Origin of the sequence: uncultured Stenotrophomonas sp. (assembly GCF_963519925.1) — a bacterium.
GTDB lineage: Bacteria > Pseudomonadota > Gammaproteobacteria > Xanthomonadales > Xanthomonadaceae > Stenotrophomonas > Stenotrophomonas maltophilia_AE.
In genome coordinates this window covers 1-18,515 of sequence record NZ_CAUQPH010000003.1, presented here as the reverse complement: position 1 = coordinate 18,515, position 18,515 = coordinate 1, and the positions used below count along the sequence as shown (strand labels likewise).

Genomic DNA, 18,515 nt, shown 5'->3' with positions numbered 1-18,515 from the left:
ATACCAATCCTGAGCGCCTGCGCATCACTGGCGCAGGCATTCAGGCGTTATTCCTACTTACTTCAGGTTGATGATTTTCTTGGCATCTGCATGGTTCTTCACACCCTTGGCCAACGCCTGCTGGGCAGCCGCCTTGGCTTCCGGAACACGGCCTTCAGAATGCAAGACGCGTGCCAGATTCAAGTAGGTTTCACCGTCCTTGGAAAGCGGGGCAGCCTTCTGCCACGCGTCGATCGCCTTCTCCACCTGCTGCGGCTCGGAGTAGTAGTACGCCTGCGCCAGGGCCAGGTAAACCTGGTAATCCGGCTTCAGGACGCCCTTCTGCAGGCCGTCGTTGATCACCGAGATGACTTTCTGTTCGTTGTTCTCGGCGTTGGCGTAGATCGAATAGGCCTGCTTGTACTCGCGCTCGTCGGTCAGCTGGCCGGCGGCAACCAGCTTGTCCATCACCGTCGCGGCCTTGTCCATCTGGTCGGCCTGCAGGTACATGCTGGCCAGGTTCATCTGGGCCTTCTTGTCGCTCGGGTTCTTGGCGGCCAGTGCTTCGGCTTCCTTGACCGCTTCACCGGTCTGGCCGGCTTCGGCCATGGCGCCCATCAGCAGCTGGTTCCAGCTGTCCTTCGGCGCGTCGCTGCCGGCGATGGCGGCCTTGATCACCGGAATGGCTTCCTGGTAACGCTCAAGCTGGTACAGGGCCTGGCCCTTGATGATCAGCTCTTCCGGCTTGGTCGACTTGGATTCGGCGAAATACTTGTCCAGCGTGGCCAGGCCAACCGCGGTTTCGTCGTCCTGGATCTGCAGCTGGGCGAGCATCAGCATCGACTGGAAGTGGCCGTTGTTGTCCAGGCCGTTGAATTCCAGCACCTGCTGCAGGTACTTCTTGGCCGCAGCGGTGTCATCGGTCTGGTACGCGGCCTGCGAGGCGAGCTGCGCAGCCAGCGACTTGTCGTAGGCATTGGCAGCGCTGTTGGCCAGGATTTCATTTGCCGAAGCCAGCGTCTCCGGGAACTTCTGGTCGTTGTAGCTGTCAATCAGTTTCTGCAGCTGCTTGCCCAGCTTCGGCGAGGACTTGGCGCTCGGCTCCTGGCGGGTGGCCTGGGGGTACAGCGCTTCCGCCTTGGCTTCGTCCTTCTTGCCACCACGGCGTTCGCTGCCGCTGCGGTCGGAAGAGCGGGACTGGGCGACGGCGTCAGTGACCACGGCGCCACCGAGGGCGGTCGCGATGAGGACGGTAAGCACGGCTTGCTTGTGGTTGCTGAAAATCATCTTTCACCTCGGTCAAACCGCCGTGGCGGCATCAAATCGGACTGTCAGAAAAATCTGAGCCGCCAAACGTATCAGAAACCGCTGACGTGAGAAATCGTTTCCGATGCTGCAGCACAGCATCCTTTAGTCGAATCAGCCGCACTTCGGGCGCCGCCCTGAGGCCTGGGCCTGCTGGAAAACACCGCTCAGCGACGGGGCGTCGCGCTGCAGCTCGCGGATGCGATTCGCTGGATCAGGGTGGGTGGACAACCATTGCGGCGAGCGCCCGGCACTGGCGGCCATCATGTTCTGCCACAGGTTGACCGCCTGGGCCGGGTCGAACCCTGCCTCGGCCATCAGGCGCTGGCCGACCACGTCGGCCTCGCTTTCCTGGGTGCGCGAGCCGGGCAGCAGGAAGGCGGCCTGGGCACCGGCGCCACCGAGCTGGTTCACCGTACTGGCCGCACCGTCGCCGTAAGCCGCGCCGGCGAGCGCGCCAAGCACGGCCAGGCCGGTCTGCGCGCCCATCTGGCGGGTGAGCCGTTCTTCGTGGTGGCGGGAGATGACATGGCCGATCTCATGCCCGATCACTGCGGCCAGCTGGTCCTGGTTTTTGGCGACGGTGAAGATGCCGGTGTTGACGCCGACCTTGCCGCCGGGCAGCGCGAAGGCGTTCGGCTCGGGGTCGACGAATACCGCCGTTTCCCACCGTACGCCACGGTACTGAGAAGGCAACTGCGCGACCAACGCGTTGACCACGCACTGCACGTACCCGTTCTGGCGCCCGTCGGTGCTGATTTTTTCTTTCTGCCTGGTTTCGGCGAACGCCTTCGCGCCAAGCTGGTCCAGTTCGGCCTGCGACACGCCGCCCACCATCTGGCGTCGCCCGGTGGGCGAGGTGGTGGTGGCGCAGGCGCTGACCATCAGGGTGATGACAAGTCCGAGCAGCAAGGGTTTCAAGGCGGGGACTCCCGTGTTCATGTCAGCAGTTTGGCCGAACGGACGTAAGGTTTCGTCAAGCCGGCAAACACTCAGTGCAGCCCCAGGAAAACCAGGGCCGCCAGCGCGATGGCGTTGTTCAGTGCGTGCGCGACGATCGGCGCCCACAGGGTGCCGGTGCGCTGGTACAACCAGGCGAACGCCGCGCCCATGCCGCCGTAGACCAGCCACAGCTGGGCGATCTCCCACGGACCGTTCTCGCTGGTGCCCGGCACTTCGTGGACCAGCGCGAACGCCAAGCTGCTGAGCAGCATGCCCAGCCAGGGTCGACCGGCCTGCCACAGGCGCCCGAACAGTACGCGGCGGAACAGCAGTTCTTCATAGGCCGGGGCCAGCACGATGGCGAACAGGGCCAGGAACCAGGGGAAGCGTGCCAGGGCCTGTTCCATCAGCGCCAGGTTGGTGGGCACCGGTTCGATCCCGGCCTGCCGGGCCAGCCAGGCGATGCCGTTGCTGCCGATCACCACCGCGGCCGCCACCAGCAGGGTCCAGCCCCAGGTGGACGGTCGCCGTGCGGCCTGCCACGAGGCGCTGCGTTCGCTGGCGTCGGCGCGCCGGCGCAGGAAATACAGGAACACCGCCGCGCCGCCGGTGGCGAACAGGGCCATCAGGATCTGCGCGAGTGCGCCGGGTTGGCCGACCTGCTGGGCCAATGCTTCGGCCGGTTGTACGCCGGTGTCGCGCACCACGATCACCGCGCGGTACATGCCCCAGAGCAGGCCGCTGGCCATGCTGAGCCCGAGCAGGGTGAGGGTGGCAATACCGAGATCGATCAGGAACCCCGCGATCGGGGAGCCAGGCTTCCGTTGGGGCGCCTTCGGCAGGGCGGGAGGCAGCGGAGGCGTCGTGGACGCCGGGGCGGTAGCGGACATCGGGTTCCTGGCAGCAAGAGGCGGCGGCCGGGCCGGTTGCAGGTCGCAACCGGCCGGCCCTGAGCCGATTGTGTCAGATATCCAGGTTGGCGACCCGCAGCGCGTTGTCTTCGATGAAGTCGCGGCGCGGTTCGACCACATCGCCCATCAGGGTGCTGAAGATCTGGTCGGCGGCCACCGCGTCCTCGATGCGCACCTGCAGCAGGCGGCGCGTATCGGGGTTCACCGTGGTGTCCCAGAGCTGCTCCGGGTTCATTTCACCCAGGCCCTTGAAGCGCTGGATCTGGCGGCCCTTCTTGGCTTCGTCCAGCAGCCAGTTGCGGGCCTCGGCAAACCCGGTGATTTCCGAAGACTTGGCACCGCGCACGATCTTCGCGCCATCGCGGATCAAACCGTGCAACAGCAGCGAGGACTGGTGCAGGGCACGCAGCTCGCCGGTTTCGAACGCGGCGAGCGGCAACACCTGGATCAGCGATTCGCCCATGTGGCGACGGGTCACCAGCACGGCGGCGGGGCGCTGCTCGGTGGGTTCCTGCAGTTCCAGGCTGAAGCGCGGCGAGCCCAGGCTGCCCTGGTTGAGGCGTTTGGCCAGCGCAGCCAGGCCTTCGTTTTCGCCGGCCTTGCGCAGGTGTTCCAGGTCCATCGGGGTGAAGTCGACCAGGGCTTCAAGCAGTTGGCGGTCGTAGCGATGGGCATTGCGGCCGATCGCTTCCTGCGCCGACGCGTAGGCCAGCAGCAGCTTTTCCAGCGCCACGCCTTCGATCGCCGGCTCGTTTTCGGCCGGGATCAGTGAAGCATTTTCCACCGCATTGCTGGCCAGGTAGGCGTCCAGTGCGGGATCGTCCTTCAGGTACAGCTCCTGCTTGCCCTGCTTGATCTTGTACAGCGGCGGCAGGCCGATGTAGACGTGGCCGCGCTCGATCAGCTCCGGCATCTGCCGGTAGAAGAAGGTCAGCAGCAGGGTGCGGATGTGCGCGCCGTCGACGTCGGCGTCGGTCATGATGATGATGCGGTGGTAACGCAGCTTGTCCGGGTTGTACTCGTCGCGGCCGATGCCGGTACCCAGCGCGGTGATCAGCGTACCGACCTGGTCGGAGGCGAGCATGCGGTCGAAGCGCGCGCGTTCCACGTTGAGGATCTTGCCGCGCAGCGGCAGCACCGCCTGGTTCTTGCGGTTGCGGCCCTGCTTGGCCGAGCCACCTGCCGAGTCGCCCTCGACGATGAACAGTTCGGACAGCGCCGGGTCCTTCTCCTGGCAGTCGGCCAGCTTGCCGGGCAGCCCGGCGATATCCAGCGCACCCTTGCGGCGGGTCAGGTCGCGCGCCTTGCGCGCGGCTTCGCGGGCACGGGCGGCGTCGACGATCTTGCCGGCGATGGCCTTGGCTTCGTTCGGGTTTTCCTGCAGGAACTCTTCCAGGCGCTGGCCGAACGCGCTTTCCACGGCCGGGCGCACATCCGAGCTGACCAGCTTTTCCTTGGTCTGGCTGGAGAAGCTGGGGTCGGGCACCTTCACCGAGAGCACGGCGATCATGCCTTCTCGCATGTCATCGCCGGTCAGGTTGATCTTGGCCTGCTTGGCGATGCCGTTCTGCTCGATGTAGTTGTTGAGCACACGGGTCAGCGCGCCGCGGAAGCCGGCAAGGTGGGTACCGCCGTCCTTCTGCGGAATGTTGTTGGTGAAGCAGTACATCGTTTCCTGGTAGGAATCGGTCCACTGCAGCGCCACGTCCACGGTGATGCCGTTGGATTCACCGGTGACCGAGATGACGTTCGGGTGCAGCGGGGTCTTCAGCTGCGCCAGATGCTCCACGAAGCTGCGGATGCCGCCTTCGTAGTGGAAATCGTCGCGGCGACCATCACCGCGCTCATCCACCAGGACGATCTTGACCCCGGAGTTCAGGAACGAGAGTTCGCGCAGGCGGCGCGCCAGGATCTCGTAGTGGAACTCGACGTTGTCGTGGAACGCGACCACCGACGGCCAGAAGCGCAGGGTGGTACCGCGTTTGCTGCTGGCTTCCACCTGCGCCAGCGGGCTGACGGCCGCGCCATCGGCGTATTCCTGGTGGAAGTGGAAGCCGCTCTGGAAGATGTCCAGGGTGAGCTTCTGCGACAGCGCGTTGACCACGCTGACGCCGACGCCGTGCAGGCCGCCCGACACCTTGTAGCTGTTGTCGTCGAACTTGCCGCCGGCGTGCAGCACGGTCATGACCACTTCGGCAGCCGAGACTTCGCGGCCGAGCTTCTGGCTCATCTGCGCATGCTTGCCGGTCGGAATGCCGCGACCGTTGTCGGACACCGAGACCGAGCCGTCGGCGTGGATCGTCACCGCAACGTGGTCGGCATGGCCGGCCAGCGCTTCGTCGATCGAGTTGTCGACGACTTCGAACACCATGTGGTGCAGACCGGTACCGTCATGGACGTCGCCGATGTACATGCCGGGCCGCTTGCGGACCGCCTCCAGGCCTTCCAGGGCGGTGATGCTGTTGGCGTCGTAATTGCCGGTGGGTGCCGGAGTGTTCTGTTCTTCAGTCATCGCGCTTGCCATAGGCTCCGCAGTTCGGGCCGCCGCCGCAGGGCGGGGCGCCGATGGATTAGGGGTTGCAACGGCAATTATACCAGCCGGGGGCTACTGCCCCTGGCCCCACTATGGCATAGCCTGAACCTTCCCATGTTCCACGTGGAACCGGGTGATGTCGGTGCGACCTTCAAGTGCCGCCGGGGTCTCGGTAGCGGTGATGAAGATCTGTGCCGGGCCTGTACGCAGGCGGTCCAGCACCCGTGCCTGGTGGGTCCGGTCGAGCTCGGAGGCGATGTCGTCCAGCGCGATCACCGGCCATTCGCCCCGCTGTTCCGCATAGTCCTCCGCCTGCGCGAGCAGACAGGTGAGGGCAGTAAGCTTGGCCTGGCCGCGCGAGAGCGCATCACGACCCGGAATGGTGGCGAAACCCACGCTCCAGTCGGCCCGGTGCGGGCCTACCGAGGTATACCCCGCCAACCGGTCACGCTCGCGGGCCAGCAGCAACGCATCGGACAGTGAAACATCCTGCTTCCGCCAGCCCGGGCTGAGCGAGAGTGACTGGATCTCAAGGTTCGGGGCCAGATCCTGCGCAAGCTGTATCGCCCTGTCCTGCAACCGGTCCAGGTAGTGCTGGCGGCGGCTGGTGAGCGGCTCGCCTGCCTCGGCGAGCTCCCGATCCCACGCGTCCAAGGCGTGGGAATGGCCGCCTTGCTTGAGCAGGGCGTTGCGCTGCTTCAATGCCCTCGAATAGCGACGCCAAAGCGCGAGGAAGTCTGGTTCCACGTGGAACAAGCCCCAATCGAGGAAGCGTCGGCGGGGCTCCCCCCCTCCGCTGACCAACGCGTGGCTACCGGGTTCGAAGCTCACCACCGCCAGCGCCGCGCAGAGGTTGCCGAGCTGCGCCACGTCTTCGCCATCCAACCGGCCCTTCCAGTCCTGGCCGCTGTGTCGCAACCCCGCTTTGCGTCGAGTAGTAGATTCAGACGATGCGCGCTGTTCGTCCCATTCGACGAACACCTCGAGCGCCTCAAACCCCTGCCGCACAAGGCCGTCGCGGACCCGCCCGCGGAAACTGCGTCCGTAGGCCATCACATGCAGCGCTTCCAGCAAGCTGGTCTTACCGGCACCGTTGTCGCCCGTGATCAGATTGATGCCCGGCTGCGGAGCAAGTTCCACGTTGTCAAAACGACGGACGTTGTGGAGAGAAAGGCGGCGAATATGCATCCCGACATTGTAGAGCCACGCCCTGCGTGGCTGGGGTTCCGCCTTCACCTGCTGTGGTCTGTGCGGTATCGACTTCCTACGCGCTCCGCACAGCCCTGAATTCTTTGAAATCCGGCGGACGAGCAGGGCCTGTGTCCTGCAGATTTCAAGGAATTTGAGGGTTTTCAGACCAGGCTGCGGGGCGCCTCTCCGGGAAAGGGCCGGTTATTCATGAAATCTGCGCGGCATATGTGCGCCAGGTTCCACAGATCGTGAAACTTGCTCAGCTATGCAGGCAGAGTTACCCACAGCCGCTCTGTATGACTTATGCACAAGTGCTGGGCAGGCTGTGGATAAAAAAGCCCTACAGAGGACCCTGAAAACATATCCACAGGCTAACCCCCACCCCCAGGGGGCTTTTTACAGGGGTTTCATGCCCAATAAAGCTTTTTAAATCAAACAGATAAGGTACTTTTCAACCAAATCTGGCTCTACCACCACCACCTAGCTTTAGATTTATATACAGTTTTTAGAAGCATAGAGCTGTAGACCAGGGTGCTGAAGCTGCAGTCATGAGTGAATCCAGACGATGCTGGATTACCCAACGTAGAGCCACGCCCTGCGTGGCTGAATCCACCCAGATCTGGATCGTTGTCGACCACATCGGCAGTCGCTTGGCGGGCACGCTGCGGGCATCGGAGGTTGCTGCGGAATCCCGTGCGGGAGCAGCCACGCAGGGCGTGGCTCTACGGTGACTGTTGGCGGCAATGCTCCACGTGGAACGTTTTAGAAATAAAAAAACCCGGCGCCAGGCCGGGTTCTTTTTGACGCTGTTCCACGTGGAACAGGTCAGAGGCGCAGCGGCATCACCACGTGGCGCGACTTCTCGCTGCTGGCTTCGCGAACCAGCGCCGAGGAGTTGGAATCACGCAGCTGGATGACGACGTGTTCGTCGCGCAGCGCCGAGAGGGCATCCAGCAGGTAGTTCACGTTGAAGCCGATGGCCAGATCGCTCACGGTGGTATCCGCTTCGATCTCTTCCTGGGCTTCTTCCTGCTCAGGGTTGTGCGCGCTGATCTTCAGGTTGCCCGGTGAGACTTCCACGCGGATACCGCGGTACTTCTCGTTGGACAGGATCGCGGCGCGCTGCAGCGATGCACGCAGCGCTTCGCGATCCACCTTCACTTCGCGGTCGGCGCCGATCGGGATCACCGCTTCGTAGTCCGGGAAGCGACCGTCGATCAGCTTGGAGGTGAAGGTCACATCGTCGCGCTTGACGCGCACGTGGCTGCGGCCGACTTCCAGCTCGATCTCGCGATCACCGCTTTCCAGCAGACGCTGCAGCTCGGTCACGCCCTTGCGCGGCACGATGATCTGACGCTTCGCGCCACTGGCCTTTTCCAGGTCGGTTTCGCACAGCGCAAGTCGGTGGCCGTCGGTCGCCACGGTCCGAAGCGCATCGCCGCGCAGGTCGAACAGCAGGCCGTTGAGGTAGTAGCGCACGTCCTGCTGGGCCATCGCGAACGCGGTGCGTTCGATCAGCTCCTTCAAGGTCGCTTCGCCGATCGCTACGCGCTCGGTGGCTTCAACCTCGTCCACCGACGGGAAGTCGTTGGCGGGCAGGGTAGCCAGGGTGAAGCGGCTGCGGCCTGCCTGGACAGTGATCTTGTCGCCGCTCTGCGAGACGGTGATCCGGCTGCCATCGGGCAGGGCGCGGATGATCTCGAACAGCTTGCGTGCCGGGATGGTGGTCTCGCCGTCCTGGGCATCTTCCACCGCGATCCGCGACACCATCTCCACTTCCAGGTCGGTACCGGTCAGCGACAGCTGGCCGTTCTGGACCTGGACCAGGAAATTAGCCAGAACCGGCAAGGTCTGGCGGCGTTCGACCACGTTGACGACTTGTGCCAACGGCTTGAGAAAGGCTTCGCGCTGCAGTGTGAAACGCATGTGGTTCCGTGCCCCTATGCTTTAAAAAAATGTGGAATAAATCAAAAGCTTGGTGGTGATGGTAGTGCCAGAATCGCTGGAAAACTCAGCTAAGTCTTTGTAAATAAAGGCCTTTATGGCCTCGAAACCCTCTGCACTACTACCCCCCAAGGGGTGGGGAAGCCTGTGGATAAAAATCCCGCCAACTCAAACGGGTTTTTTATCCACAGCATGTCCCTCGCTTACACCCGGATTTTGCACCGTTTTATGCGATGACGCGCGGGTGGCGTGCATGCATCATTCGCTCAACTTCCGGATCAGCTTGTCCCAGTCTTCCCGCAGCTTGCCGTCGGTCTCCATCAGCGTCCGGATCTGCCGGCACGCATGCAGCACCGTGGTGTGGTCGCGACCGGCAAAGGCATCGCCGATTTCCGGCAGGCTGTGCTCGGTCAGTTCCTTGGTCAGGGCCATGGCGACCTGTCGCGGACGAGCCAGCGAGCGGGTCCGGCGCTTGGACAGCAGATCCTTGATCTGCAGCCCGTAGTAGTCGGCCACGGTCTTCTGGATGTTGGGAATGCTGATCGCCTGTTGCTGGGCGCGCAGCAGGTCGCGCAGGGTTTCCTGGGCGAAGTCGGTGGTGATCGCGCGGCCGGTGAAATTGGCGCGGGCGGTCAGGGTATTGAGCGCACCTTCGAGGTCGCGGACATTGGAGCGCATCTTCTTGGCAATCAGAAACGCCACATCGTCGGGAATCTCGGTGCCACGTTCGCGGGCCTTGGCCAGCACGATCGCCGCGCGGGTCTCGAAGTCAGGTGGCTCGATGGCCACCGACAGGCCCCAGGCAAGTCGCGACTTCAGGCGCGCTTCCAGGCCTTCGACTTCGCGCGGGTACCGGTCGCAGGTCAGGATGATCTGCTGCTTGCCGTCGAACAGGGCGTTGAATGTGTGGAAGAACTCTTCCTGGGTCCGATCCTTGCCGGCGAAGAACTGGATATCGTCGATCAGCAGCGCGTCGACCTGCTGGAACTGGCGCTTGAACTGATCCATGGTCTTTTCCTGCAACGCACGGATCATGGCGCTGAAGAACTGTTCCGAGCGCAGGTACAGCACCTTGGCGGCCGGGTTGGCCTGGCGCATGGCGTTGCCGGCGGCGAACATCAGGTGGGTCTTGCCTAGGCCGGTGCCGCCGTACAACAGCAGCGGGTTGTGCGCACGGTCGCCCGGTTTCTGCGCCGCCTGGAACGCCGCGGCCAGGCCCAGCTGGTTGCTGCGGCCTTCGACGAAGTTGGTGAAGGTGTAATGCGAATCCAGGTTGCCGGCGAACGGCACCAGCGGCTCGACCACGGCGGCAGGGGCCGAGCTGGCCGAAACCGGCGCGATCTGCGCCTCCACGGCCCGCGGACGCGAGCCGATTTCAAGAAAAACGTCGCCAAACCCGGCGAAATGCGCCAGCAGTTCCTTGATCCGGGCCAGGTACAGGGCACGGACCTGGTCGACGATGAAGGCGTTTGGCGCATACAGCACCAGGCTGTCCGCGCGCAGATCGGCCTGCAGCGGCTTCAACCAGGTGTGAACATCTTCGGGCGGGAACTCCGCCTCAAGGCGTTCGAGACAACGGGACCAGGCATCCATCGGCAATAATCGTCTGGGGCCGGCGCAAAGGCGTGAAAAACCGCCACGGCGCAGGCCGGAAGGGGAAAGAATGGATGGCGCAGACTACCACCGTCGCCGGGGTCCGGGAATGCTTGTCCCGAAGTTATTCACAAAATGATCCACAGCTATTGCACAGGCCGATGAAATCCCGTAGTGACACAGGCTTGACGCGCCCCGGGGTAGGTCTATAGAATTTCCGGTTCTTTCCGTCCCCTTCATATAGAGGCCCGCATGGCCACCAAGCGCACTTTCCAACCCAGCAACCTCAAGCGTAAGCGCGACCATGGCTTCCGTGCCCGTATGAAGACCGCTGACGGCCGCAAGATCCTGTCGCGTCGCCGCGCCAAGGGCCGTAAAGTCCTGAGCGCTTGATTGCAATGCCGCTTCCCGCGGCAGACGCAATCCTGACTGTGAGCAGTTCCGACCCGCGCAAGCGATTTCCTCGCTCTGCGCGGGTTCGTACGCGTGCCGAATATACAACGGTCTTCAACGGCGCCCGCCGTGTGTCCGAACCGCTGATGACCCTGCACTGGCTGAAGAGCGACACGCCGGCCAGGCTGGGTCTTGCCGTTTCGCGCAAAGTCGACCCCCGAGCCGTGGGTCGCAACCGTATCAAGCGTGTGCTGCGCGACGCCACACGCCACCTACGGCCGTGGATGACTGCCGGCGACTATGTCGTGGTAGCCCGCAGCGCCGCCCGTACCGCAAGCAATATCGAGATCCGCCAGGCCTTTGAACGCCTGTTGCGCCGGCTGGGCGCATTGCCCATGCCGGGCGCGGACGGCACAATGCCGCCGCTATCCCTTTCCCAGTCCGAGCCGGCACCTGCTGCCAGCCCCGTCGAGCCTGCACGCTGATGAACCAGACCCGCGTTTTCCTGATTGTTGCCTGGCTGATGGTAGCCATCCTGCTGTGGATGGAGTGGGGGCGCGACAAGACCGCGCCGGCCCCGACCGCGCCGGTGGCGGCCCAGACCCAGGGCACTGTCCCGGGGGCTGCGGGCACCGTGCCCAGCGCCAACGTGCCGCACGCTCCGGGCAGCGCCCCGGCCGTTCAGGCTGCGGCCCAGGCCAGCGCCGGTGCGCCGCGGGTGACCATCACCACCGACGTGCTGCGCCTGGTGCTCGACGGCGGCAACGTGCTAGACGCCGAGTTGCTGCAGTTCCCGCAGACCAAGGACGACGGCAGCGCGCCGGTGCGCCTGCTGACCGAAGACCCGGCCCACCCGTACCGCGCGGTGACCGGCTGGACCAGCCAGGACAAGAGCGTGCCGGTGCCGGAAGCCGATGGCTTCAAGCTGGTGGGTGACGCCAAGGACTTCGTGCTGGCCAAGGGCCAGGACGAGCTGCAGGTCCCGTTCGTCTGGAACGGTCCCAACGGCGTGACCATCCGCCGTACCTTCACCGTCAACCGCAACGAGTACGCGGTCAAGGTCAAGGACGAGGTCATCAACGCGGGCACCAGCCCGTGGAGCGGCTACGTGTACCGCACCCTGGACCGCTCGCCGACGATCCTCTCGCGCAGCATGACCAACCCGGACTCGTTCAGCTTCAACGGCGCGACCTGGTTCGATAACGACGGCAAGTATCAGCGCCGTGCGTTCAAGGACTACCTGGAAGATGGCCCGCTGAACCAGCAGGTCACCGGCGGCTGGATCGCCATGCTGCAGCACCACTTCTTCACCGCCTGGGTGCCGCAGAAGGACCAGGCCGCGAACTACTCGCTGTCCCAGCATGACGGTCGCGACCAGATCCAGGCCACCGGCCCGGCGTTCACCGTGGCCCCGGGCCAGCAGGTGAGCAGCGAAGCGCGTCTGTGGGTCGGCCCGAAGCTGGTCAACCAGATCGCCAAGGAAGACGTGCCGGGCCTGGACCGTGTGGTCGACTACAGCCGTTTCTCGATCATGGCCGTGATCGGCCAGGGCCTGTTCTGGGTCCTGAACCAGGTCCACAAGGTCGTCAACAACTGGGGCTGGGCCATCGTGGGCCTGGTGGTGCTGCTGAAGCTGGTGCTCTACCCGCTGTCGGCGGTGCAGTACAAGAGCGGTGCCAAGATGCGTCGCTTCCAGCCGCGCATCGCGCAGCTCAAGGAACGCTATGGCGATGACCGCCAGAAGTTCCAGACCGCGATGATGGAGCTGTACAAGAAAGAGAAGATCAACCCGATGGGCGGCTGCCTGCCGATCCTCATCCAGATGCCGATCTTCTTCGCGTTGTACTGGGTGCTGGTGGAATCGGTGGAACTGCGCCAGGCGCCGTGGCTGGGCTGGATCCAGGACCTGACCGCACGCGATCCGTACTTCATCCTGCCGGTGATCAACGTGGCGGTGATGTGGGCCACGCAGAAGCTGACCCCGGCACCGGGCATGGACCCGATGCAGGCCAAGATGATGCAGATGATGCCGCTGATCTTCGGCGTCATGATGGCCTTCATGCCGTCCGGCCTGGTCCTGTACTGGGTGGTCAACGGCGGCCTCGGCCTGCTGCAGCAGTGGTGGATGACCAAGCGCCACGGCAGCGACCCGATCCCGGCCACCGCCAAGAAGTAACCGGTAGCAGACGACCGTTGGTCGTCTGGCTTTCAAAAGAGAAAACCCGCCCTCCGGCGGGTTTTTCTTTGCCGGCGATACAATCGCCTGCATTCACCCACCCGCACCACCCACCGAGCCCCCCATGCCCCGTGCGTCGTCGTTGTTCCGCCTGCCCTCCCTGCTGCTGCTGACCCTGGCCCTTGCAAGCTGCGGCAACGACGACCCCGCCGCACCCACCGCCACCGCCACGCCAACCCAGGCCAGCGCCGACGCCGCGGCCTCGGCCGACCCGGCTGCGGCGCCGCTGCTCACCGCCCTGCAGAAGCAGCTCGACGGCCATCGCCGCATCATCGTGCTGCTGGCCGATGAGGCGCAGCAGTCGGCCCGCGACCGCGAGACCTCCAGCCGCATCGGCCAGCAGCTGTTCCACGATGGGCTGGACCAGCGCCAGGCCATTGCGACCGAGTTCGATACGCTGCTGCGCGGTAGCAGCCCGCAGCGCTTTGCCACCCTGGGCACGGTGCTGGACTACATCGAATCAGCGCCCGAGCTGTACGACGCCGACCGCCTGGCGTTCCGCGAAGTGCTGCGCGACCTGCACGAGCGCGTGGGCGCGGACTCCTCGCTGCCGGCGGTAAAGCTGCACCAGCGCATTGGCGAAGACCTGGACGCGCTCGATGAGATCGAACGCAACTACAACCAGGAAATCACCAGCATCTTCAGCCGTTTCGACCGCACCCGCGCGATCACGCTCAAGCGCGAGAAGTGGGAGGACTACCTGGCCCATCTGCACAAGCAGTACAGCCGCGAGGCGATCCTGCGCGACTACGGGGTGATCGAGCCGTACCCCATGTCGATGAAGGACAGCGAGCGCGAAATCTTCGGCCGCGACCTGCCGCCCAGGACGGTGGTGCTCACCTTCGATGACGGTCCGCACAAGGCCTATACCGACGAAGTGGCGGCGATCCTGAAGCGCTACGACGTGCCGGGGGTGTTCTTCGAAGTCGGCCGCAACCTGGGCGAGGTGCACGCCGATGGCAGCGTGAAGCTCGCGCCGATGGCCGGGATCAGCCGCAACCTGATGGAGCAGGGGTACGCGGTGGGCAACCACAGCCTGACCCACGCGCAGTTGTCGCGCACCACCGGCGCCGCACTGCGCCAACAGGTGCTGGCCACCGATACGCTGCTGAAGGACGTGGACAAGCGCCGCGCGCCGCTGTTCCGCTTCCCGTACGGCGCGCGCAACGCCGAAGGCCTGCAGCTGCTCAACGAGGCGGGCCTGAAGTCGATCATGTGGAACATCGACTCGATGGACTGGGCCGACCCGGTACCGGAATCGATCGTGCAGCGCGTGCTGGACCAGGTGCAGAAGGAGCAGCGCGGCATCATCCTGTTCCACGACATCCACGACCGCGCGGTGAAGGCCCTGCCGCAGATCCTGGACCGGCTGATTGCAGACGGCTACCAGTTTGCCGGCTGGAATGGCCGCGAGTTCACCGTCAGCCGCCCGCGCAGCGCCGCCGCCAGCGAAGCCACGGTCACCACCGGCTACGAGACGTCGTGGGCGATCGTGATCGGCATCGACGAGTACGCCAAGTGGCCGCGGCTGGAATACGCCAGCCACGATGCGCAGGCCATCGCCGATACGCTGACCGGGCAGTTCAAGTTCCCGTCCTCGCAGGTGATCGTACTGAAGGACAAACAGGCCACCCGCAACAACATCCTGGCCGCGTTCCACGACCGCCTGGCCGATGACCGCACCGGTCGCAACGACCGCGTGTTCGTGTTCTTCGCCGGGCATGGCGCCACGCGCCGGCTGGCGTCAGGGCGCGACCTGGGCTACATCATCCCGGTGGATTCGGAGCCGAATGAGTTCGCCACCGACGCCATCGCGATGACCGACATCCAGAACATCGCCGAAAGCATGCAGGCCAAGCACGTGATGTTCATCATGGACGCCTGCTACAGCGGCCTCGGCCTGACCCGCGGCGGCCCCTCGTCGTCCGCGTTCCTGCGCGAGAACGCCAAGCGCAGCGCGCGGCAGATGCTCACCGCCGGCGGCAGCGACCAGCAGGTGGCCGACAGCGGCCCGAACGGCCACTCGGTATTTACCTGGGTGCTGCTGCAGGCGCTGGCCGGCAAGGGCGACCTCAATGGCGACGGCCTGATCACCGGCACCGAGCTGGCCGCCTACGTGGCACCGGCGGTGTCGGCGGTATCGCGGCAGACCCCGGCATTCGGCAGCCTGCCCGGCTCGCAGGGCGGTGAGTTCGTGTTCCAGGTGCCCGACAGCCAGGAATACCTCAACGCCGATACCCGCCAGCTCTCGGCCGACGCGATCGCGCTCAACAACCGGGTGGATGCCGCGCAGGACGCCAAACCGCCTGGCGAGGCGCCGGTGACCGTGGCCGACCTGCAGGGCGGCAAGAGCACGCTGGTGGTGCCGGTAGCCGTGCCGACCTCCGACCGCCAGCGCGCGCAGCAGGCCAACGACCGCGGCCTGCAGCTGTACCGCGAGAAGCGCTATGACGAGGCGGTGGCCCAATTCACCGAGGCGTTGAAGCTGCGCCCGGACTTCGCCCAGGCCGCCAACAACCTCGGCTTCGTCTACTACCGCCAGCAGCGTTACGCTGAAGCGGCGCGCTGGCTGGAGAACACGCTGAAGATCGACCCGTCCCGTGCGGTGGCCCACCTCAACCTGGGCGATGCCTACTTCCACGCCGGCGACAAGAACAAGGCCAGGCAGGCCTACACCACGTACCTGGCGCTGCAGCCGCAGGGCAGCGGCGCTGCCCAGGCCCGCGCGCAGCTGGAGAAGCTCTAAACCATGAACGCCGCCACCGACACCATCGTTGCCATCGCCACCGCGCCTGGTGCCGGCGGCGTGGGCATGCTGCGCGTGTCCGGCCCGCAGGCGCTGCGCATCGCGCGTGCGCTGGGCTGCCCGGCCCTGCAACCTCGGCACGCACATTACGCGCGCTTCCGCGATGCCGCCGGTGAGGTGCTGGACGACGGCATCGCGCTGTATTTCCCCGGTCCACGCAGCTTTACCGGCGAAGACGTGGTGGAACTGCAGGGCCACGGCAGCCCCGTCGTGCTGCAGCAGCTGGCCAGCCGCTGCATCGCGCTCGGTGCGCGGCAGGCGCGGCCCGGCGAGTTCAGCGAACGCGCCTTCCTCAACGGCAAGCTCGACCTGGCCCAGGCCGAAGCCATCGCCGACCTGATCGCCGCCAGCGATACCCGCGCCGCGCGCGCCGCCCGGCGTTCGCTGGACGGCGTCTTCTCACGCCGCGTGGAGGACACCGGCGAACAGCTGGTGCGGCTGCGCATCCATGTCGAGGCCGCCATCGACTTCGCCGACGAACCGCTCGACACCCTGGGCGGCGACCAGGTTCGCCAGGGACTGGGCGACGTGTTGCTGGCGCTGGCGACGCTGCGCGACGACGCCGAACGCGGCCGCCGCCTGCGCGATGGCCTGCACGCCGTGCTGGTGGGTCCGCCGAACGCCGGCAAGAGCTCGCTGCTCAACGCCCTGGCCGGCAGCGAACGCGCCATCGTCACCGACATCGCCGGCACCACCCGCGACACCCTGCGCGAAACCATCCGTATCGACGGGCTGGAACTGACCCTGGTCGACACCGCCGGCCTGCGCGAGGGCGGCGACGCCATCGAGCGCGAGGGCATGCGCCGCGCGCGCGCCGAAATGCAGCGCACCGACCTGGCCATCATCGTGCTGGATGCGCGGGAGCCGCAGGCCGGCCATGCGGCGGTGGCCGACGCCATTGCCGAGGTGCCGCTGCAGTTGTGGGTGCACAACAAGAGCGACCTGCTGGAGACGCTGCCCGCGGATATCGATGACAACGTCGTGCATGTCTCGGCCGCTACCGGCCAGGGCCTGGAACGGCTGCACACGCGCCTGCGCGAACTGGCCAGCGGCAGCGCCGGCGACAGCGTGGAAGGCGAGTTCTCCGCCCGCGCCCGGCATGTGGAAGCGATCGTCGTGGCGATCGGGCATGCCGAGCGCGCCGAAGCCGAACTGGTGCATGAGCACCTGGAGCTCGCCGCCGAAGAGCTGCGCCTGGCACATGAGGCGCTGGGGGAGATCACCGGGCGGATGAGCGCGGATGACCTGCTGGGGCGGATCTTCTCGAGCTTCTGTATCGGGAAGTGACGCGCGGGCTGCATTTACAAGCATTCTTTCCCCTGTAACACCGCACTGTCACAATGCCGCACGTCTTTTCCGGCCCAGCCGATTCGGCGGGCGGTACCAACAGGGGTGTGCAGTGTCGAAGTCGTCGTGGGGTTGTGCGTTGCTGTTGTCGCTGGCCGTGGCACCATCGGGGGCCATGAGCGCTGAATCCCCTCCTCCCGCGTCGAAGGCGGCGGTGTACGGTCACCGCGGCGCCAGTGCGCTGTTGCCCGAGCACACGTTGGCCGCGTACGCGCAGGCCATTGCCGATGGCGCCGACTACATCGAACCGGACCTGGTGATGACCAAGGACGGCGTGCTGGTGTCGCGACACGAGAACGAGATCAGCGGCACCACCGACGTGGCCGCGCATCCCGAGTTCGCCGAGCGCAAAACCACGAAGACCATCGATGGCGAACGCGTCGAAGGCTGGTTCACCGAAGACTTCACCCTGGCCGAGCTGAAAACGCTGTACGCCCGCGAGCGGCTGCCGCAGCTGCGCAGCACCGCGTTCGACGGCCAGTTCCGCATTGCCACGCTGGACGAGATCATCACCTTCCTGGTCCAGCAGGCCGGCCGCGCCGGGCGCGGGATCGGGCTGGTGCCGGAGATCAAGCACGGCACCTACTTCAAGGGCATCGGCCTGCCGATGGAAGACCTGCTGGTGAAAACCCTGCAGGCCAACCCGTATACCCGCGTGGCCCCGGTGACGATCCAGTCGTTCGAAGTGGGCAACCTGCGCTACCTGCGCAGCACGCTGGGGCGCGACAGCAACATCCGCCTGCTGCAGCTGCTGGGCGACCCGAAGCAGCAGCCGGGCGATGTGCTGGCGGCCAAGGGCAGCCAGCGCTATGCCGACATGATCACCCCGGCCGGGCTGGACCAGATCGCCGGCTATGCCGATGGCATCGGCCCCAACCTGCGCATGGTGATTCCGCTGGATGCCACCGGTCGCCTCGGCACGCCGACCACGCTGGTACGCGATGCGCATGCCGCCGGCCTGCTCGTGGTGCCGTATACCTTCCGCCCGGAAAACCCGTTCATGGCCGCCGAGTTCCGCAAGGGCGAGGCCAATGCACGCCATCCGGACGGCTCGGTGGCGGAGATCCGGGCCTACCTGGCGACCGGCATCGATGCATTCTTCACCGATGATCCGGCGTTGGGTCGTCGGGCGGTGGATGGGGCGTCGAGCGCGACACGGTGACGCCTGGGCCGGCCAACGGCCGGCGCTACCGGGAACGGCTCATCGCGTCGAAGACCCGGTAGCGGGGGGCGGTGGCCGCCCCCCGCGGGACCTCACCCGTCGGGCGGCCGGCGGGAGGGGCACCCGACGAAAAACAGCCCATCGCGCGGCGGGCCCACAACCCGCCCCCGGGG

General features: G+C 65.6%; 13 protein-coding genes. 6 read left to right on the top strand and 7 right to left on the bottom strand.

Translation table 11 applies throughout. The annotated features are described in order from the left end of the window. Window positions 1–57 precede the first annotated feature (57 nt). The 7 genes from RWO33_RS01325 to dnaA all read right to left on the bottom strand — a co-directional run bounded on the left by RWO33_RS01325 (window position 58) and on the right by dnaA (window position 10,398). Window positions 58–1,266 (bottom strand): tetratricopeptide repeat protein, encoded by a 1,209-nt coding sequence (locus RWO33_RS01325; RefSeq protein WP_314101265.1) that lies wholly within the window; start codon window positions 1,264–1,266, stop codon window positions 58–60. Window positions 1,267–1,398: 132 nt separating this feature from the next. Beyond that, entirely contained in the window at window positions 1,399–2,169 is a 771-nt protein-coding gene (locus RWO33_RS01320; RefSeq protein WP_314101362.1) for a M48 family metallopeptidase, read from the bottom strand. 107 nt (window positions 2,170–2,276) lie between these two features. Continuing rightward, window positions 2,277–3,116 carry a CPBP family intramembrane glutamic endopeptidase gene (locus tag RWO33_RS01315; RefSeq protein ID WP_314101263.1) on the bottom strand — a complete coding sequence of 280 codons (840 nt, stop codon included), beginning with the start codon at window positions 3,114–3,116 and terminating at the stop codon, window positions 2,277–2,279. A gap of 73 nt (window positions 3,117–3,189) precedes the next feature. After that, window positions 3,190–5,649 (bottom strand): DNA topoisomerase (ATP-hydrolyzing) subunit B, encoded by a 2,460-nt coding sequence (gene gyrB / locus RWO33_RS01310; RefSeq protein WP_314101261.1) that lies wholly within the window; start codon window positions 5,647–5,649, stop codon window positions 3,190–3,192. Window positions 5,650–5,760: 111 nt separating this feature from the next. After that, a complete protein-coding gene (gene recF / locus RWO33_RS01305; protein ID WP_314101259.1) occupies window positions 5,761–6,858 on the bottom strand; it encodes a DNA replication/repair protein RecF in 1,098 nt (365 codons plus the stop codon). Between the two features lie 828 nt (window positions 6,859–7,686). Then, a complete protein-coding gene (gene dnaN, locus RWO33_RS01300; protein ID WP_070208036.1) occupies window positions 7,687–8,787 on the bottom strand; it encodes a DNA polymerase III subunit beta in 1,101 nt (366 codons plus the stop codon). A 276-nt stretch (window positions 8,788–9,063) separates the two neighbouring features. Next, the gene (dnaA, locus tag RWO33_RS01295) at window positions 9,064–10,398 is read right to left on the bottom strand and encodes a chromosomal replication initiator protein DnaA (RefSeq protein WP_145480466.1); all 1,335 of its coding nucleotides are present in this window, start codon (window positions 10,396–10,398) and stop codon (window positions 9,064–9,066) included. A 252-nt stretch (window positions 10,399–10,650) separates the two neighbouring features. Here dnaA and rpmH point away from each other — a divergent pair, with 252 nt between their 5' ends. The 6 genes from rpmH (at window position 10,651) to RWO33_RS01265 (ending at window position 18,342) form a co-directional block, all read left to right on the top strand. After that, window positions 10,651–10,791 carry a 50S ribosomal protein L34 gene (gene rpmH, locus RWO33_RS01290; RefSeq protein WP_006404565.1) on the top strand — a complete coding sequence of 47 codons (141 nt, stop codon included), beginning with the start codon at window positions 10,651–10,653 and terminating at the stop codon, window positions 10,789–10,791. Between the two features lie 5 nt (window positions 10,792–10,796). After that, window positions 10,797–11,276, top strand: a complete 480-nt coding sequence (gene rnpA, locus RWO33_RS01285; RefSeq protein WP_314101232.1) for a ribonuclease P protein component — start codon at window positions 10,797–10,799, stop codon at window positions 11,274–11,276. Then, on the top strand, window positions 11,276–12,967 hold the full coding sequence (yidC, locus tag RWO33_RS01280; protein WP_314101230.1) for a membrane protein insertase YidC: 1,692 nt from the start codon (window positions 11,276–11,278) through the stop codon (window positions 12,965–12,967). Before rnpA ends, yidC begins: the two co-directional genes overlap by 1 nt. A 124-nt stretch (window positions 12,968–13,091) precedes the next feature. Beyond that, the gene (locus RWO33_RS01275) at window positions 13,092–15,773 is read left to right on the top strand and encodes a polysaccharide deacetylase family protein (RefSeq protein WP_314101228.1); all 2,682 of its coding nucleotides are present in this window, start codon (window positions 13,092–13,094) and stop codon (window positions 15,771–15,773) included. A gap of 3 nt (window positions 15,774–15,776) precedes the next feature. Beyond that, on the top strand, window positions 15,777–17,120 hold the full coding sequence (gene mnmE, locus RWO33_RS01270) for a tRNA uridine-5-carboxymethylaminomethyl(34) synthesis GTPase MnmE (protein ID WP_314101226.1): 1,344 nt from the start codon (window positions 15,777–15,779) through the stop codon (window positions 17,118–17,120). A 175-nt stretch (window positions 17,121–17,295) separates the two neighbouring features. After that, on the top strand, window positions 17,296–18,342 hold the full coding sequence (locus RWO33_RS01265; RefSeq protein ID WP_314101224.1) for a glycerophosphodiester phosphodiesterase: 1,047 nt from the start codon (window positions 17,296–17,298) through the stop codon (window positions 18,340–18,342). Window positions 18,343–18,515: the final 173 nt, after the last annotated feature.

Coding starts and splice junctions, on each gene's coding strand:
- dnaN (WP_070208036.1), bottom strand. CDS start 8,787: ATGCGTTTCACACTGCAGCGCGAAGCCTTTCTCAAGCCGTTGGCACAA.
- rnpA (WP_314101232.1), top strand. CDS start 10,797: ATGCCGCTTCCCGCGGCAGACGCAATCCTGACTGTGAGCAGTTCCGAC.
- gyrB (WP_314101261.1), bottom strand. CDS start 5,649: ATGACTGAAGAACAGAACACTCCGGCACCCACCGGCAATTACGACGCC.
- yidC (WP_314101230.1), top strand. CDS start 11,276: ATGAACCAGACCCGCGTTTTCCTGATTGTTGCCTGGCTGATGGTAGCC.
- RWO33_RS01315 (WP_314101263.1), bottom strand. CDS start 3,116: ATGTCCGCTACCGCCCCGGCGTCCACGACGCCTCCGCTGCCTCCCGCC.
- rpmH (WP_006404565.1), top strand. CDS start 10,651: ATGGCCACCAAGCGCACTTTCCAACCCAGCAACCTCAAGCGTAAGCGC.
- RWO33_RS01265 (WP_314101224.1), top strand. CDS start 17,296: ATGAGCGCTGAATCCCCTCCTCCCGCGTCGAAGGCGGCGGTGTACGGT.
- RWO33_RS01275 (WP_314101228.1), top strand. CDS start 13,092: ATGCCCCGTGCGTCGTCGTTGTTCCGCCTGCCCTCCCTGCTGCTGCTG.
- RWO33_RS01320 (WP_314101362.1), bottom strand. CDS start 2,169: ATGGTCAGCGCCTGCGCCACCACCACCTCGCCCACCGGGCGACGCCAG.
- recF (WP_314101259.1), bottom strand. CDS start 6,858: ATGCATATTCGCCGCCTTTCTCTCCACAACGTCCGTCGTTTTGACAAC.
- dnaA (WP_145480466.1), bottom strand. CDS start 10,398: ATGGATGCCTGGTCCCGTTGTCTCGAACGCCTTGAGGCGGAGTTCCCG.
- RWO33_RS01325 (WP_314101265.1), bottom strand. CDS start 1,266: ATGATTTTCAGCAACCACAAGCAAGCCGTGCTTACCGTCCTCATCGCG.
- mnmE (WP_314101226.1), top strand. CDS start 15,777: ATGAACGCCGCCACCGACACCATCGTTGCCATCGCCACCGCGCCTGGT.